Below are 15,664 nucleotides of genomic sequence, written 5' to 3'. Positions count from 1 at the left end.
TTTATTTTGCGTCCCGCTCGCGCTGCAGCCGCGCCAGCACATCCTGCGCTGAACTCTTTTGCGGCCCGCCAATACCCGCTTCGGCAAGTTTCTGGTCAAGATCGCGGCCATCGGCCACTTTTTCCAGCTGCTCTGCGGCATCCAGCCGCGCCTGCCGCTCAGCCTGGCGTGCCTGCAGGCGTTTTAATGACTCTGCCGCCGTTGCGACGTTGGAAGAGGCTCCCAGCGTGGAAGTGGAAACCGCCTGCTGCGCCCGCTGCATCGCCTCGGTGGCTTTCACCACCTCGAGCTGCTGCTCAAACTGGGAAATACGCTGGGCAGTCGCCGCTACCGCACGCTCGACGCTATCGCGTGAGGCCTCGAGGTTAGTAAGCACTTGCTCTTCTGCGCTAATGGTATTTTCAAGGCGCGCGATCTCTTCGGCCACCTCGTTAAGCAAAGAAGCATCAACGTTTTTGCTTATCGCCTGCATCGCTCGCGCTTCGAGGCTCTCTTTACGCTCACGCAGGTCTTTCAGCTTGTCGTTGCTGAGTTTGACGCGGGCCAGCAGGTCAACCCGTGATTTACCCGCTTTCTCCAGTTCTGTTTTCGCATCGCGGATATGCTGCTCCAGCATCCGCACGCCCTGCGCCTCTTCCAGAGAGTCCCCGGCCTGGGCAATCACCGATTTTCCTAATGTAAACAAGCTCTTTAAGATACCCATACTCGTCTCTCCTTATTGGTGAATGTAGTCGTCCATCACTTCCGCGATATCCAGCGCGTTTTCCGCCAGAGTGGCTATCTCAAGGGCGATATCCTCCAGCGTGGAGTTCAGCGATAACGCGCCGAAGGCGATGTAATAATCTTCATTTTGCACCTGCGAGATGCCCACCGACGTCAGCGGCAATATTTTCTGGTGGCGCAACAAGAAGTGGTTAAGCTCCGCCTGACGCGGAATTGTGCTCAGCGGGCAGATGTACGTTTCAACAATAATTTGCCGTGTGGTGAGCAGAAGGTGTAGTTGCAGGTCGCCATAATCACGCATCTCAATAATTAATGATTCGTCAGTATTATGAATAGCGATGTTTAATTGCGGCAGCGTTTGCAGCGCTTCGGTCAGGGAGGAGTAAGTCCATGCCATCTTTTATTTCCCTATATTTAAACGTTAATAATAAATACGGTGAATGCGTTAATGTGGAATACATTTTATCAGTCCGCACATATTAAAAACTACTGCAAAATAAAGCGGGTCGCGCTACGACGGGCGGTGAAAAAGGTCAAAGAAGGCACGGAGAGGATAGCCCGGATAAGGCATTGTGAACTGCGCCGCATCCGGGACAAGACGCTGAGAAATCAGCTGCGCTGGCGCACGGCTTCAAACAGGCAGATACCGGTGGCGACCGAGACGTTAAGCGAAGAGACGCTGCCCGCCATCGGAATACTGATCAGCTCATCACAGTGCTCCCGGGTCAGACGACGCATACCTTCCCCTTCCGCACCCATCACCAGCGCCATCGGGCCGGTCATTTTACTCTGAAACAGGGTATGGTCCGCTTCACCCGCCGTACCGACGATCCAGATGTTCTCTTCCTGCAGCAGGCGCATGGTACGCGCCAGGTTGGTCACGCGTATAAGCGGAACGCTCTCCGCCGCGCCGCAGGCCACTTTCTTTGCCGTGGCGTTAAGCTGGGCGGATTTGTCTTTCGGTACAATCACCGCATGCACGCCAGCGGCATCCGCGCTGCGCAGGCAGGCCCCCAGGTTATGCGGGTCGGTGACGCCGTCCAGAATCAGCAGGAAAGGCTGGTCGAGGCTGGCGATCAGATCCGGCAGGTCGTTCTCCTGATACTGACGGCCCGGTTTCACGCGGGCAATGATGCCCTGATGCACCGCCCCTTCGCTTTTTTCATCCAGATATTGACGGTTGGCGAGCTGAATCACGACACCCTGCGCTTCCAGCGCGTGGATCAGGGGCAGCAGGCGTTTGTCTTCACGCCCCTTTAAAATAAACACTTCCTGAAAACGCTCCGGGGCGCGTTCCAGCAGGGCCTGCACCGCGTGGATGCCGTAAATCATTTCACTCATGAATGGTACTCATTTGAGGCGTTATCGCCGGGTTGAAAAGGCTGTGAAGGGTTCACATCGCCACATTATAACCGACCCGGCCCGCAAATCGACTGCCGATCGCTTAACCGTTCGCCGCCGCCCGCACTTCATCAGCCATAACGGGATGTGCCGGAAGGATAGCATCCAGCAAATAGCGTGTGTATTGGTGGGCGGGCCGGGTAAATAGCTGCTCGCGCGTCCCCTGTTCGACGAGCCTGCCGCGATGCATGACGCCAACGCGATCGGCGATATGCCTCACCACATTTAAATCATGGGAGATAAACAGATACGCCAGCCCATATTCCCGCTGCAGCGACATCAACAGATTGAGGATTTGCGACTGAATGGAGACATCCAGCGCCGAGACGGGCTCATCACAGATAATGAGCTTAGGCCGCAGAATCAACGCTCTGGCGATGCCAATACGCTGACGCTGCCCTCCTGAGAACTCGTGAGGATAGCGGGCCGCATCCTGCGGGCGTAATCCTACATGTTCCAGCATCTGCGCCACCTGCATTTTGCGGTTGCCAAGGCCGTGAATAATTAACGGCTCTTCCAGGCTATAGCCAATGCTGCGTTTAGGATCGAGAGATGAGAGCGGGTCCTGGAAAATCATCTGCATCTCCCTGCGTACGCGCCGCCACTGCCCGGCGCTCCGGCCAGAGAGCGGCAGGCCGTCAAAATCACCTCACCCGCGCTGGCGGCAGTCAGCCCAAGAATCAACCGACCGGTGGTGCTTTTACCGCTGCCCGACTCGCCCACCAGCGCCCAGGTCTCCCCCGCGTTAATGGAAAAGCTGACGTTATCCACTGCCTGTACCGCCTGCCCACGGCGATGGAAGGTTTTCGATACATGTTGTACCTGTAGTAGCGGCGTGTTCATAATCTCTCCCCTTCTGTCTCGTCCGCCCGCCAGCAGCGAACGGCATGATGCCCCCAGCCAGAGACACGCAGCGATGGCGGCTGCTCACGACAGCGCGGCTGCGCCAGCGGGCAGCGGTCGGCATAGGCACAGCCCGCAGGCAGTGCGTGTAGCGACGGTACCTGGCCGCGAATCTCTGTGAGCGTCGTTTTCGGCGTGCTGTCTGCCGAAGGGCGCGCGGCCAGCAGCGCCCGCGTGTAGGGATGGCGCGGTCTGGAAAAGAGCGTATGCACGTCGGTCTCTTCCACCACCTGGCCTGCGTAAAGCACCACAACGCGCTGGCACAGCCGCGCCACCACGCTCAGATCATGAGTGATGATGACGATGCCCATTCCTGTCTGCTGTTGGATCGCCTCCAGCAGATCGAGAATTTGCGCCTGGATGGTGGCATCCAGCGCCGTCGTTGGCTCGTCGGCGATAAGAAGACCGGGGGAAACGGCGATCGCCATCGCGATCATCACCCGCTGGCGCATGCCGCCGGAAAGCTCATGGGGCCAGGCGCTGGCGCAGCGCACAGGATCAGCGATCCCCACCTGCGTTAGCAGGCTGAGGATCTTCTCCTGCCGCTGGGCGCGTCCAAGGGCGGTGTGCAGCCGCAGGCTTTCATCTATCTGATAACCAACTGTCATCACCGGGTTGAGGCTGGCAAGCGGATCCTGAAAGATCATCGCCATATCCCGCCCGCTGAGCTGGCGGCGCGCGCGGGAGGAAAGCGTATCCAGCCGTTTACCTGCCAGTGCTATTTCGCCGTCAACGCGGCTGGTTCGGGGTGACAGCAGGCCCATTACCGCCTGCGCGGTGACGCTCTTTCCGCAGCCGGACTCGCCGATAATGCCCAGCGTTTCATGGGCGTTAACCGTAAAGGAAATGCCACGCACCGGTGAAACCACTCCCTGGCGGGTGGCGAACCTTACCGCCAGTTGTTCCACACGCAGCCTGGGTTCAGCCATAACGCCCCCCTTGTTTTAACTGGCGCAGCACGCGACGCGGCAACGGTTTCAGCCCCGGATCGGCGCGGTCGCGCAGATCGTCGCCAATGACATTCAGTCCGAGGATCAGCAGCACAATGGCGATGCCGGGAAAACAGGTCATCCACCAGGCGGTGAAGATCACCGCTTTGCCTTCCAGCAGTAAATTACCGAGGCTCGGCATCGGTGGCGGTACGCCCGATCCCAGAAAGCTGAGGGCGGCCTCGGTAAGGATCGCCACGGAAAAGACCCAGCTTACCTGGACAATAAAGGGCGATATCACGTTTGGCAGCAGATGCAGCCAGATGATGCGCGACGCCGATGCCCCCTGCGCCCGCAGCGCCTCGATAAAGTTTTTCTCTTTTATGACCATCGCCGCGCCGCGGATCACCCGTGCGATAGAGGGCACATAGACCAGCGACAGCGCCAGCACCACATTGCTGATTTTCGGCCCCAGCACGCCCACAATCGCTATCGCCAGCAGCAACGACGGAAAGGCAAACAGGCCGTCGCAGACCCGCATCAGGATACGATCAACCGGACGATACCAGGCACACAGCAGGCCAATCGCCATCCCCGTTACGCCTGCTATTATCGCCACCGCCGCACCGACCGACAGTGATACCCGCACCGCCAGCGCCACGCGGACAAACAGATCGCGGCCAAAGTTATCGGTGCCGAACCAGTGTTGTAACGAAGGCGGCTTAAGGCGGCTCAGCGGATCGATGCTGTAAGGATCGTAGGGGCCGATCGCGCTGGCGAAAAACGACAGCAGCACGATCGCCACCAGCAGCGCTGGCCACAGCAGCAGCCCCGTATTTTTGGTGAACATTAGTGGTCTTCTCCCTCAACCGAGAGACGCGGATCGGCCAGATAGCTCAGCAGATCCACCGCCAGGTTGATCAGTACGTAGCAGACGGTGATCAACAGCACCACGCCCTGGATCACCGTCACGTCGCGCCGTTCGATCGAATCGACGATCAGCGACCCGACGCCCGGAATACCGAACACGCTTTCGATAACGATCGTGCCGGTCACCAACGAAGCGAACGACTCGCCGCAGATAGTCAGCACGGGAATCAGGGCGTTTTTCAGCGTATGGCGCAACAGCACCAGCCGTTCCGGCACCCCTTTCGCCCGCGCGGTGCTGATGAAATGCTCCTGCATCACGTCCAGCATGACCGCACGCGTCATCCGCGCAATAAGCGCGGCAATGCGCAGCCCCAGCGCGAAGGCGGGCAGCGTCAGATACCAGACATTCAGCCACAGCGAATTGTTGGTGGAGCGATACCCCACCACGGGAAACCAGCGCAGCTGTACCGCAAAAAAGAAGATCAGGAACAGCCCCAGCAGGAAGCCGGGAACCGACATGCCGAAGGTCGCCAGCGCGCGGATAACGCTGTCCGTCACGCCGCCATGCCGCCATGCGCTGAGCACGCCGCCCGCCAGCCCCAGCAATAACGCTATCGCCTGTGCGTAAAGCGCCAGCGCAAGCGTCGGCGTCAGATGCTGTAAAAAGAGGCTCATCACGCTGGTATTAAGAAACAGCGAATTGCCGAGGTTACCCGTCAGAATATCGCCAGACCAGCTGATAAACTGCGCCAGCAGCGGGCGGTCCAGCCCCATCTGCTGACGCAGGGCGGCGATGTCTGCGGGGCGGGCATCATTGCCGAGAATAACCAGCGCCGGGTCGCCCGGTGCCAGATGAATCAGGCAAAACACCACCACCGAAACCACCAGCAGCACCGGCAGCAGCGCCAGCAGTCGGTGAAAGAGGTATCGCTTCATCGCCTTCTCCCGTCAGGGCTGAGTTACGCTTACGTTCCACAGCACCGGCCCGCTCAGGTCCTGATAACCTTTAACGTTATTTTTGATCGCCACCGCATCCGGCGTCGTCCGTCCCAGCACGACCACCGGCAGGTATTGCCAGAGCAACACGTTGAGTTTATCCACCAGCGGGCGGGTCTCTTTCAGCGTGGCGGCCTGCTTAATGGCATCCAGCACGCCGTCTATCTCCGGGCTGTCGCTAAGGCCGGGGAATTTCGCTCGCGAATCAAGAAATGGATACTGGTGCAGCACCTGGCGCATGGTGAACTCCAGTGCGCAAAGATCGAAGTTTTTCGGATCCTGCCGACGCTGTAGCACGGTGGGCCAGTCGTAAACGTCCAGCCGGGATTTCACGCCGATCTGTTTGAGCACCTGCTGGGCGACGATCGCCAGGTTGTAGAGTTCGGCATACTCTTTGGTGGCGATAATCACCACCTCCTCGCCTTTGTAACCAGACTCCTGCACCAGCCTGCGCGCCTCCTCCAGCTTATGCGGGTTCCAGTACGGCTTGCCCGCGTCGCTGTACCAGTCTACCTGGTCGGGGAACCCCAGCGATGGCCCCTCTTTAAAGAAGCGCGGATCGCTGTAGCCCGCCAGCAGCGTCTGATGCACATCAAGCGCCAGGTTAAACGCCTGACGCAGTTTCAGGCTGGCAAAAGGCCCCTGATGTTTATTAAACAGATAGGTAATCAGTGAACCGCCACTCTGCGGCTGGAATAGTGAGATATCCGGCGCGCTGGCGAGGGTGTCGATATTGTCCTTCGGTAGCTGGAACACCATGTCATACTCGCCGGTCATTGCGCCTGCCAGGCGGGTCGACTCATCGGTGATATAACGAATCCAGATATCCTTCACCTCCGCTTTTTTCTGCCCGGCAAGCCCGCTTGCCGGCTCGGTGCGCGACTGATACTGATCATAACGGGTGAGGTGCAGATAATCGCCCGCTTTAAACTCCGCCAGCTTATAAGGCCCGGTGCCAATCAGCTCGCTGACCGGCTTTTTGCTGCTGTTAGCCTCGTCAATAATGCGTTTGGGCATGATGGCGGCAATGTTTTTCACGTCAGCCAGCACGTTCAGGGTGATGAGCGACGGCGCAGGCAGAGTAAAAGTCACGGTTTTGTCATCCACCTTGCTGAACTGCACGCCCGGCAGGTTTGCTTTCCCCTGGGTCGAAACGCTCAACCAGCGGTTCATCGAGGCCACCACGTCATCGGCGGTCAACGGCTGCCCGTCATGGAAGCGGATGCCGTCGCGCAGCACAAAGGTATAGGTTTTACGATCGTCGCTCAGGGTATAGCTCTGCACCAGTTCCGGCACCGGCTCATAGCGGGCGTTGATGGTAAATAGCGTCTCGAAGATATGCCTGTCCACATCGGAGGTCGCGTTATTGGTGGTCAGATACGGATCCAGCGTACCCGGACGGTTGCCGTAAGCGATATTGAGCGTGGCGTTGCGATTTACGCTTTCCGCCTGCGCATTTTCCCAGGGTAAAACCGCCGCCAGCATCAGCGCGGCGGCAGAAAATAGCATTTTCATTATGATGTTGCTCCGGTCAGCTCTCAGGCGGCCTGGGTCGCGGTAGCGCGCCCGGCGAATTCATCTTTGGTTTCCTGCAACAGCGCCGCGTCGGTCAGCAAACGCAGGCCGGTACGCGCCAGCACCCGTGCGCCAGTGACCAGTGCCTCGTAGCCCTGAACCGAGTTGGCCGCTTCGCGAAACGCCACGGTATGGCCAATCAGATCGTCCGGGCCAATTTTGATATAGGGATGTCCGGTTGGCACCGCGTGGCTGATATCCCCCGCGTCCGTGGAGCCCAGCCCCTCTTTCTCTTTCAGCTCGACCGCTTCCCCGGCGGCGGTAAACTCTTCCAGCAGCACGCTATTAAGGGTGTGGTTGATGTTGAAATCGCGCGGGCCGACCTGATGCTCGATTTTCACCGTAGTGCCGGTCGCCAGCGCCACTCCTTCGGCGATGGCACGGATGCGAGGCTCCAGCGCAACCACCTCTTCACGGGTATGGGCGCGAATGTAGTAGTGAGCGGAGGCGTACTCCGGGATCACGTTCGGTGCCTGGCCGCCGTTGGTGATAATGCCGTGAACGCGAATGCCGTCCGGCAGTTGCTGGCGCAGCACGCTGATGCCGTTATAGAGCAGTATGAGCGCATCGAGCGCATTCACCCCTTTATGGGGCGAACTGCCCGCGTGCGAGGGCTTACCGTAAAAGTGGAAATAGAGGTGGTTATTGGCCAGCGACGGGCCGGAAAGGCGGGTTTTGCCTGCCGGATGCACCATCAGCGCCACGTCCACATCGTCAAGAAAGCCGTGCTCGACAAAACGGGCTTTAACATTGCCATTTGGCCCGCCTTTGCCGCGTAGTCCGCCCTCTTCGGCAGGCGTGCCCAGCACCACGACTTTACCGCCCGTGTTATCCAGCACCTCGCTCAACGCCACGGCGGCGGCCACGCTGGTGACGCCGATGATGTTGTGCCCGCAGGCGTGACCAATGTCGATCAGCGCGTCATATTCCGCCAGATAGGCAATCGTCGGCCCAGGTTTACCGCTCTCTTTGACGGCGTAAAAGGCCGTCTCATGCCCGGCCACATTGGTGGTGACGGTAAAGCCATGCTGCGCCAGCAGGCGGGTCAACAGGCCGCTGGCATAATACTCATTGTTCCCGGTTTCAGGATGGGCATGGATATCTTTAGCTATCGCTACATACTCATCGCGGTGCTGATGAATGCTCTCTTCCAGACGGTCTCGTAATTCGCTTGTGCTCATTGCTTCCACCTCAGTAATGACAGTTGATTCATTCCCGACACCGGGAACACAGGGTTAACCTAAATGGCGCTTCGCCTCCTGGCGCACGCGATGCAGGACGTGTTGCTTGATTTCGCCGTAGCACGGGTGTTCCGCGAGCGTTTCTATATCCCGCTCGCGGCCAAAAGGCAGGGCAATCTCTTCGACGATCTTTCCGGGCTTCGCCGACATCACCAGGATGCGGTCGGCCAGGAACAACGCCTCCTCCACATCATGGGTAACAAACAGCAGGGTGGTGCCGGTGGCAAGCCAGGCCTCCCGCAGCAGTTCCTGCATCATCAGCCGGGTTTGCGCGTCCAGCGCGCCGAAAGGCTCATCCAGCAGCAGAACTTCCGGCTCCGGCAGCCAGGCGCGGGCCAGCGCCACGCGCTGCTTCATGCCGCCGGAAAGCTGCCACGGGGCATGATTTTCGAAGCCTTTAAGCCCAACACGCTTAAGCCAGCCCAGCGCCCGCGCGTTGACCTCTTCTTTTTGATAGCGCCCCAGCCGGGGGCCGAAGGTGACGTTATCCAGCACCGTCAGCCAGGGGAACAGGTTGGGCTGCTGGAAGATCATGCCGCGCTCCGGCCCGGGCTGACGCACTGGTTTTCCGGTCGCCAGTACGCGGCCACTGTCGGGTTGAGTAAAGCCAGCCACCAGGTTGAGGATGGTAGATTTGCCGCAGCCGGACGGCCCCAGCAGCACCACGAACTCGCCTTTTTCCAGCGTAAGGTTGATGCCTTCCAGCACGGTAAACGGCTGCGGTTTTGCCGCAAACGAGAGCGATACATTTTCAAGCGCGATGGCACTCATTATTCTTTCCCCGCCCACGGGACAAACAGGCGTTGCAGTCCCAGCAGTAATAAATCCAGCAGATAGCCCGTCCCGCCCAGCAGCAGAATGCCGAGCATGACGATATCGGTACGTAAGTAAGAGCTGGCGTTAATCACCATCCAGCCAAGACCGGAACTGGCGGCGACCATCTCAGCGGCGATCAGCGATGTCCAGCCGATGCCAATGGAGAGCCTGACGGTGGTGAAGAGATCCGGCAGCGCATCCGGCAGCACCACGCGCAGAAAGATCTGCCCTTTGCTGGCTCCCAGGGTCTGGGCCACGCGAATGCGCGCCCGGCCAATTCGCTCTACCGCCGCCGACGCCCCCACCACCACGCTCAGGAAGGTGGCGATAAAGATCAGGAAGAACTTCGACGCCTCGCCAATTCCCAGCCAGACCACCGCCAACGGGATGAGGGCAATCTTCGGCAGCGGGCGCAGAAACTGCACAAAAGGGTTGAGCGCGGCGGAAAGACCGGCCGATAACCCCATCAGCAGCCCCAGCGGAATGCCAAGAACAATCGCCACGGCAAACGCGCTCAGCGCGCGGGCGAGGCTTACCGCCACGTGCTGCCAGAGCGGCACCTGCCGGTAGCCGTCCGCCAGCAGCTCCTCTGCCGTCAGGCCGATATCCGTCAATGACGGCAGCAGCAGCGGGTCTACCCATTGCCGGGTGGCGGCCAGCTGCCAGAGCGCAAAGAAAATCGCCACCGACACCACGCTGATAGCGACATGTTGACCTAATTTCATTTTGCCGCCGCGTCCCTGATATAACGGGAGTCGATAGCTGCATCCCAGTTGGCGGGAATGTCACGCTTGCGGATCTCGCCAATGCCCGCAAGGAAGTTTGAGGTTTTCGTCAGCGCCTTGCCGATGCCGCTTTGGGAGGTGGCAGAGCCGTTACCCAGCCAGTCGGCGGTGCCCTGCTCGGCAAGGGTCGGGTATTCCAGTCCGCCCAGGGTGTTTGCCGCGGTGGTGACCGGTGCCCCGACCTCCTTCGCTACAATCGCCGCGGCGCGTTCCGGGTCTTGTTTGAACTCATCCACCTTTTGCTGATGCACGCGCAGGAAGGCGCTCACCGCCTCCGGGTACTGTTCTGCAAAGGCTTTGCGCACCACATAGTTGTTGTAAATCAGGTAGCCGTCTTTCTGCAGATCTTTGGTGGCGAAGACCTGATGACCGCCGGAGGATTCCAGCTCCTGAGCGAAGGGCGCCCAGACGTACCCTGCATCGATATCGCCACGTTTCCATGCGGCGACCATTTCCGCCGGACGCAGCGGCAAAAGGGTAATTTTGCTGCGGTCCAGTTTGTTGACGCTGATAGCCGCTTCCAGCGCATATTGTGCGGTAGAGTTAGGTGGGTAGCCGACGCGTTTCCCTTCAATATCTTTAATCGTGTTGATGCCGTCTTTGCCAATTAAACGCTCATAGCTGGCGATGACCCCAGAGACGCCAATAATCTCCACTGGTAATTTACGTACGATACCCGCTGTCGCCGGGCTGGAGCCGAAATTAGCAATATCAATGGCGTTGCTGGCGAAAAAATTAAGCGCGTCCGCGCCGGAGGCAAATTGCACCCACTTCACCTTGCTGTTCAGGGCTTTATCCAGGGAGCCATCCGCTTTAGCCAGCATTAATACCTGCGAGCCGCCGCTGTAGGCGACGCGTACCTCATCGGGCGCGGCGGCAAAGGTAATATTGGCCCACAGGCTGCCTGCCGCCAGTAATAAACTGAGAGTTGTTTTCATCTTTTATTCCTTTCGCTAAGTGCGAGTCATAGTCATATCGCCCGGCAATACGGGTGAAAATAGCGGGTTAATGCATGGCAAATTACGCCAGTTGGGTAAGACGATATTCTTGCCAGAGACGGGAACATCGCTCCGCCAGCGCCTGCGCGGGATCGTGCGCAAGCGAAAGAGATGGCGCGTTAACCGCCCGCAGCGCCACCGGCACCTCCGTACAGGCCAGCACCAGCTGTTGTGCGCCGCGTGCCAGTAGCGCCTGCGCCTGACGGGAGAGCAACTCTCCCCCTTCATGCAGCGCGCCACGTTTCACGGCATAGCAGCCGGGCACAAACCACTCCGTCAGCTCCTGCTCCTTCGGCAGCACGGCTTCAATGTCATGGCTGGCCAGTTTTTGCTGATACCATCCGGCATCCAGCGTGCCTTTGGTGGCGATAATGCCAACGCGCTGCGGCCTTTCTGCCGTCTGCAGCAGGGCATCGACCGTAGCATCCACGATGTGCAGCACGGTCGCATCGCTGGCGGCCCTGAGCGGCTCATACCAGTGATGCGCCGTATTGCAGGGAATAACGATATGGCTCGCTCCTGCCTGGTTGAGCTTGTTGATGCCCGCCAGCAGCTCAGGCAACGGCGACGGCCCTGTCCCGGCCAGTGCCTTTTGCCGATCGGCGATCTGCGGCACATTCCATACCACCGAGGGAAGATGCTGCTGGTCGCTAAGGGCTGGCGTCGCTTCCAGCAACTTATGTTGAAAATCGAGGGTAGCGAGCGGCCCCATGCCGCCCAGCACGCCCAGTAAAAAAGGCTTAGCCATGACGGGCGCGGGCCTCCAGCACCTGACGATAACCAAACAGGCCAACCGCGCCGCCGGTATGGATAAAGACCACGTTCTCATCCTGGCGGAAGTGGCCTTTGCGGATTAAATCGATAAGCCCGGCAGCGCCTTTACCGGAGTAGACCGGGTCCAGCAAGATCCCTTCATGGCGGGCAAACAGCGTTAACGCCTCCAGCATGCTGGCGGTAGGCAACCCATAGCCATCGCCCACGTAGTCGCTGTTCGCCACCACCGCATCACGCGGCAGCTCCCCCGCCACGCCCAGCAGTTCACGGGTACGCGAAGCCAGATTCCAGACGTTCTCTTCCTGCTTTTCCTTCGGGGCGCGTACGCTGATACCGAGCACCGGCACGTGACTGTGGGTGGCGGTAAATCCGGCGACCAGCCCGGCCTGGGTTCCGGTACTGCCGGTAGCGTGCACGATATGATCGATACGCAGGCGCAGCTGCGAAGACTGGTAAAGCAGCTCTTCTGCGCAGGCCACATATCCCAGCGCCCCCGTCGGGTTTGAGCCGCCGCCGGGGATAACGTAAGGGTTATGTCCCTGTTCGCGCAGTTCCGCTGCGTAGGTTTCCATCGCCTGCTGCATATCGATGCCGCCGGGCAGATGAGCGACAATCTCGCCGCCGAGCAGCTCATCCAGCAGCACGTTGCCGGAGCGCTGGTAATCTTCACCAAAATCGGTAACGCGTTTCTCCAGCAGAACTTTTGCCTTAAGCCCCAGCTTCGCCGCGCCGGCGATAGTCTGGCGTACATGGTTTGACTGGGTAGCGCCCTGGGTGATAATCACATCGGCTTTTTTCGCCAGCGCATCGGCCAGCAGGAATTCAAGCTTACGGGTTTTATTCCCGCCGGTGGCAAGGCCAGTCGCATCGTCACGCTTAATCCATATTTTCGGACCGCCGAGTAACTCAGAGAGATTATTCAGCGGCTCAAGTGGGGTGGGAAAATGGCCGAGAGAAAGTCGGGGAAAACGCGCCAGATGCATGACTGCTCCTTGCTTAAATAAACGAATAAGTGTTCGAAAGTCACTATACACATCCGTTTCTGGCGGCTAATCACTAATACTAAATATCGATTTGCGGTTTTGAGATAAGCAGGAAAATAGACGTCTGGCGGGCTGTTGCTATTACGGAAGGGAATATATTACGCTAAAAAAGAATAACCCCTCTGCGCACAGAGGGGTTATTTATCGGGTTATTCAGCCGTTTTCTTTTTGGCTGCTCTTTTGGCTTTCGTGGCGGCGGCGATCTTTTGCGTTTTCGCCGACGGCTTTTTGGCTTTTTTCTCTTTCTTCACCTTCGCGCCGCCCTCTTTTCCTTTGCGAAACGCGCTGTCAGGTTCGAAATTGGCTTTTTTACCCACCTGCCGACGCTGCCCGGAAGGTTTGCCTGCGGGTTTCGCGCCGCCTTTCTTACTGCGCTCGCGCTCGGTTTTACCGACGTTACGCGGGCCGCGTTCGCTGGAAATCAGCGAGAAGTCGATTTTACGCTCGTCCATGTTCACCGCCTCAACACGCACCTCAACCCGGTCGCCCAGGCGGTAAGTCTGCCCGCCGGACTCGCCGATCAGGCGCTGGCCTACCTGGTCGAAACGGTAGTAGTCATTATCCAGCGAGGAGACATGCACCAGACCGTCGATAAACAGTTCATCAAGACGCACGAAGAAGCCAAAACCGGTGACGCTGGCGATAACGCCTTTAAAGACGTTGCCCACCTGATCGAGCATAAAGTCGCACTTGAGCCAGTCCGCAACGTCACGGGTCGCTTCGTCAGCGCGGCGTTCGGTCATGGAGCAGTGCTGGCCCAGCTGCAGCATCTCTTCCAGCGAATAGTGGTAGCCGCCCGTTGGGGTGGTGTTGCCCTTGTTGCCCTGCTCTTTCGCCAGCAGATACTTAATGGCGCGATGCAGCGACAGGTCAGGATAGCGGCGAATCGGCGAGGTAAAGTGGGCGTAAGATTGCAACGCCAGGCCGAAGTGCCCCCGGTTTTCCGGATCGTAAATCGCCTGTTTCATGGAGCGCAGCAGCATGGTTTGCAGCATTTCCGCGTCCGGGCGATCGGCAACGGACTCCAGCAGCTCGGCGTAATCACGCGGCTCCGGCTTGTTGCCGCCGGGCAACTCCAGCCCCAGCTCCGCCAGCACCGAGCGGAAAGAGGTGATCGCCTCAGTGGTCGGTTTATCGTGAATACGGAACAGCGCAGGCTCCTGGGCTTTCTCCACAAAACGGGCGGCGGAGATGTTGGCGAGGATCATGCACTCTTCAATAAGCTTGTGGGCGTCGTTGCGCTGGGTCTGTTCGATACGTTCAATGCGGCGCTCAGCGTTAAAAATAAACTTCGCTTCTTCGCTCTCAAAAGAGATGCCGCCGCGCTCGGTGCGCGCCTCATCCAGCGCTTTGTAGAGGTTATGCAGCTCTTCGATATGTTTCACCAGCGGCGCGTACTGCTCGCGCAGATCCTGGTCGCCCTGCAGCATATGCCACACTTTGGTGTAGGTCAGGCGCGCGTGAGAGCTCATTACCGCTTCATAGAATTTCGCCCCGGTCAGACGGCCTTTGGCGGAAACGGTCATTTCACACACCATGCAGAGCCTGTCCACCTGCGGGTTAAGGGAGCATAGGCCGTTAGAGAGCACTTCCGGCAGCATCGGTACGACCTGCGATGGGAAGTAGACCGAGGTGCCGCGGCTGCGGGCTTCGGCATCCAGCGGCGTGCCCGTACGCACGTAGTAGCTGACGTCAGCAATTGCCACCCATAAGCGCCAGCCGCCGCCGCGTTTTTTCTCGCAGTAAACGGCATCGTCAAAGTCGCGGGCATCTTCGCCATCAATGGTGACCAGCGGCAGCTTACGCAGATCCACGCGCCCCGCTTTGGCCTCTTCCGGCACCTCTTCTTTCAGCCCGGCAACCTGTTCTTCGACCGCCTTCGGCCAGATGTAAGGAATTTCATGGGTGCGCAGCGCCATATCAACGGCCATGCCGGTGCCCATATTGTCACCCAGCACCTCAACAATTTTACCCACGGCTTTGGTACGGCGCGTGGGGCGCTGCGTCAGCTCAACCACCACCACAAAGCCCATTCGTGCGCCCATAACCTCTTCCGGCGGGATGAGGATGTCAAAGCTCAAACGGCTGTCGTCCGGCACCACAAAGCCGACGCCCGCGTCGGTAAAGTAACGCCCGACAATCTGGCTGGTTTTCGGTACCAGTACGCGCACCACGCGCGCTTCGCGGCGGCCTTTGCGATCGGCACCCAGCGGCTGCGCCAGAATTTGATCGCCATGAATACACATTTTCATCTGCTCGCTGGAGAGGTACAGGTCGTCTTTGCGCCCTTCAACGCGCAGAAACCCGTAGCCATCGCGGTGGCCGATAACGGTGCCTTTTAGCAGGTCGAGACGTTCCGGCAGGGCATAGCACTGACGGCGGGTAAAGACCAGTTGCCCGTCGCGCTCCATAGCGCGCAGGCGGCGACGCAGCGCTTCATGCTGCTCTTCGCCTTCAATATTGAGTTCAACCGCCAGCTCATCGCGGCTGGCCGGTTTTTCACGTTTAGTTAAATGTTCGAGGATAAATTCGCGGCTGGGGATGGGGTTAGCGTATTTTTCAGCTTCGCGTTCCTGGAAAGGATCGTGTGACATGGCGGTTCCTCCGTTG

Annotated in this window: 16 protein-coding genes; all 16 read right to left on the bottom strand. The window is 59.0% G+C overall.

Features of this window, described 5'->3' with window-relative positions:
* Position 1: 1 nt before the first annotated feature.
* Positions 2-703, bottom strand: a complete 702-nt coding sequence (locus ENTHG_RS15100) for a PspA/IM30 family protein (protein WP_044181321.1) — start codon at positions 701-703, stop codon at positions 2-4.
* A 12-nt stretch (positions 704-715) separates the two neighbouring features.
* A complete protein-coding gene (locus ENTHG_RS15095; RefSeq protein WP_044181318.1) occupies positions 716-1,120 on the bottom strand; it encodes a YjfI family protein in 405 nt (134 codons plus the stop codon).
* A gap of 212 nt (positions 1,121-1,332) precedes the next feature.
* Entirely contained in the window at positions 1,333-2,064 is a 732-nt protein-coding gene (gene rlmB, locus ENTHG_RS15090) for a 23S rRNA (guanosine(2251)-2'-O)-methyltransferase RlmB (protein ID WP_044181313.1), read from the bottom strand.
* Between the two features lie 103 nt (positions 2,065-2,167).
* A complete protein-coding gene (locus tag ENTHG_RS15085) occupies positions 2,168-2,701 on the bottom strand; it encodes an ATP-binding cassette domain-containing protein (protein WP_052332719.1) in 534 nt (177 codons plus the stop codon).
* The gene (locus ENTHG_RS26285; RefSeq protein ID WP_052332718.1) at positions 2,698-2,967 is read right to left on the bottom strand and encodes an ATP-binding cassette domain-containing protein; all 270 of its coding nucleotides are present in this window, start codon (positions 2,965-2,967) and stop codon (positions 2,698-2,700) included. The genes ENTHG_RS15085 and ENTHG_RS26285 overlap by 4 nt, the downstream gene beginning before the upstream one ends.
* Positions 2,964-3,956, bottom strand: coding sequence for an ABC transporter ATP-binding protein (locus tag ENTHG_RS15080; protein ID WP_044181312.1), 993 nt, complete (start codon positions 3,954-3,956; stop codon positions 2,964-2,966). Before ENTHG_RS15080 ends, ENTHG_RS26285 begins: the two co-directional genes overlap by 4 nt.
* Positions 3,949-4,806 carry an ABC transporter permease gene (locus ENTHG_RS15075; protein ID WP_044181309.1) on the bottom strand — a complete coding sequence of 286 codons (858 nt, stop codon included), beginning with the start codon at positions 4,804-4,806 and terminating at the stop codon, positions 3,949-3,951. The genes ENTHG_RS15080 and ENTHG_RS15075 overlap by 8 nt, the downstream gene beginning before the upstream one ends.
* Positions 4,806-5,762 (bottom strand): ABC transporter permease, encoded by a 957-nt coding sequence (locus ENTHG_RS15070; RefSeq protein ID WP_044181306.1) that lies wholly within the window; start codon positions 5,760-5,762, stop codon positions 4,806-4,808. Before ENTHG_RS15070 ends, ENTHG_RS15075 begins: the two co-directional genes overlap by 1 nt.
* Before the next feature lie 12 nt (positions 5,763-5,774).
* Positions 5,775-7,337: an ABC transporter substrate-binding protein gene (locus ENTHG_RS15065; protein WP_044181304.1), complete on the bottom strand. Its 1,563-nt coding sequence runs from the start codon at positions 7,335-7,337 to the stop codon at positions 5,775-5,777.
* A 23-nt stretch (positions 7,338-7,360) separates the two neighbouring features.
* Complete coding sequence (locus ENTHG_RS15060; RefSeq protein WP_044181302.1) at positions 7,361-8,578, bottom strand: M20 family metallopeptidase; 1,218 nt, start codon at positions 8,576-8,578, stop codon at positions 7,361-7,363.
* A gap of 54 nt (positions 8,579-8,632) precedes the next feature.
* On the bottom strand, positions 8,633-9,409 hold the full coding sequence (locus ENTHG_RS15055; protein WP_044181299.1) for an ABC transporter ATP-binding protein: 777 nt from the start codon (positions 9,407-9,409) through the stop codon (positions 8,633-8,635).
* Positions 9,409-10,179 carry an ABC transporter permease gene (locus ENTHG_RS15050; protein WP_044181291.1) on the bottom strand — a complete coding sequence of 257 codons (771 nt, stop codon included), beginning with the start codon at positions 10,177-10,179 and terminating at the stop codon, positions 9,409-9,411. The genes ENTHG_RS15055 and ENTHG_RS15050 overlap by 1 nt, the downstream gene beginning before the upstream one ends.
* Positions 10,176-11,177: a taurine ABC transporter substrate-binding protein gene (locus ENTHG_RS15045; RefSeq protein WP_044181288.1), complete on the bottom strand. Its 1,002-nt coding sequence runs from the start codon at positions 11,175-11,177 to the stop codon at positions 10,176-10,178. Before ENTHG_RS15045 ends, ENTHG_RS15050 begins: the two co-directional genes overlap by 4 nt.
* Positions 11,178-11,259: 82 nt before the next feature.
* Entirely contained in the window at positions 11,260-11,985 is a 726-nt protein-coding gene (gene cuyB / locus ENTHG_RS15040) for a cysteate racemase (protein WP_044181286.1), read from the bottom strand.
* Entirely contained in the window at positions 11,978-12,994 is a 1,017-nt protein-coding gene (gene cuyA, locus ENTHG_RS15035; protein WP_044181281.1) for a D-cysteate sulfo-lyase, read from the bottom strand. Before cuyA ends, cuyB begins: the two co-directional genes overlap by 8 nt.
* Before the next feature lie 209 nt (positions 12,995-13,203).
* The gene (gene rnr, locus ENTHG_RS15030) at positions 13,204-15,648 is read right to left on the bottom strand and encodes a ribonuclease R (protein ID WP_044181279.1); all 2,445 of its coding nucleotides are present in this window, start codon (positions 15,646-15,648) and stop codon (positions 13,204-13,206) included.
* Positions 15,649-15,664: the final 16 nt, after the last annotated feature.

Origin of the sequence: Phytobacter massiliensis JC163, assembly GCF_000321045.1 — a bacterium.
In the GTDB taxonomy this organism is placed as follows: domain Bacteria; phylum Pseudomonadota; class Gammaproteobacteria; order Enterobacterales; family Enterobacteriaceae; genus Phytobacter_A; species Phytobacter_A massiliensis.
Note: the sequence above shows the minus strand (reverse complement) of the source record. Positions and strands in the feature narration are given on the sequence as shown.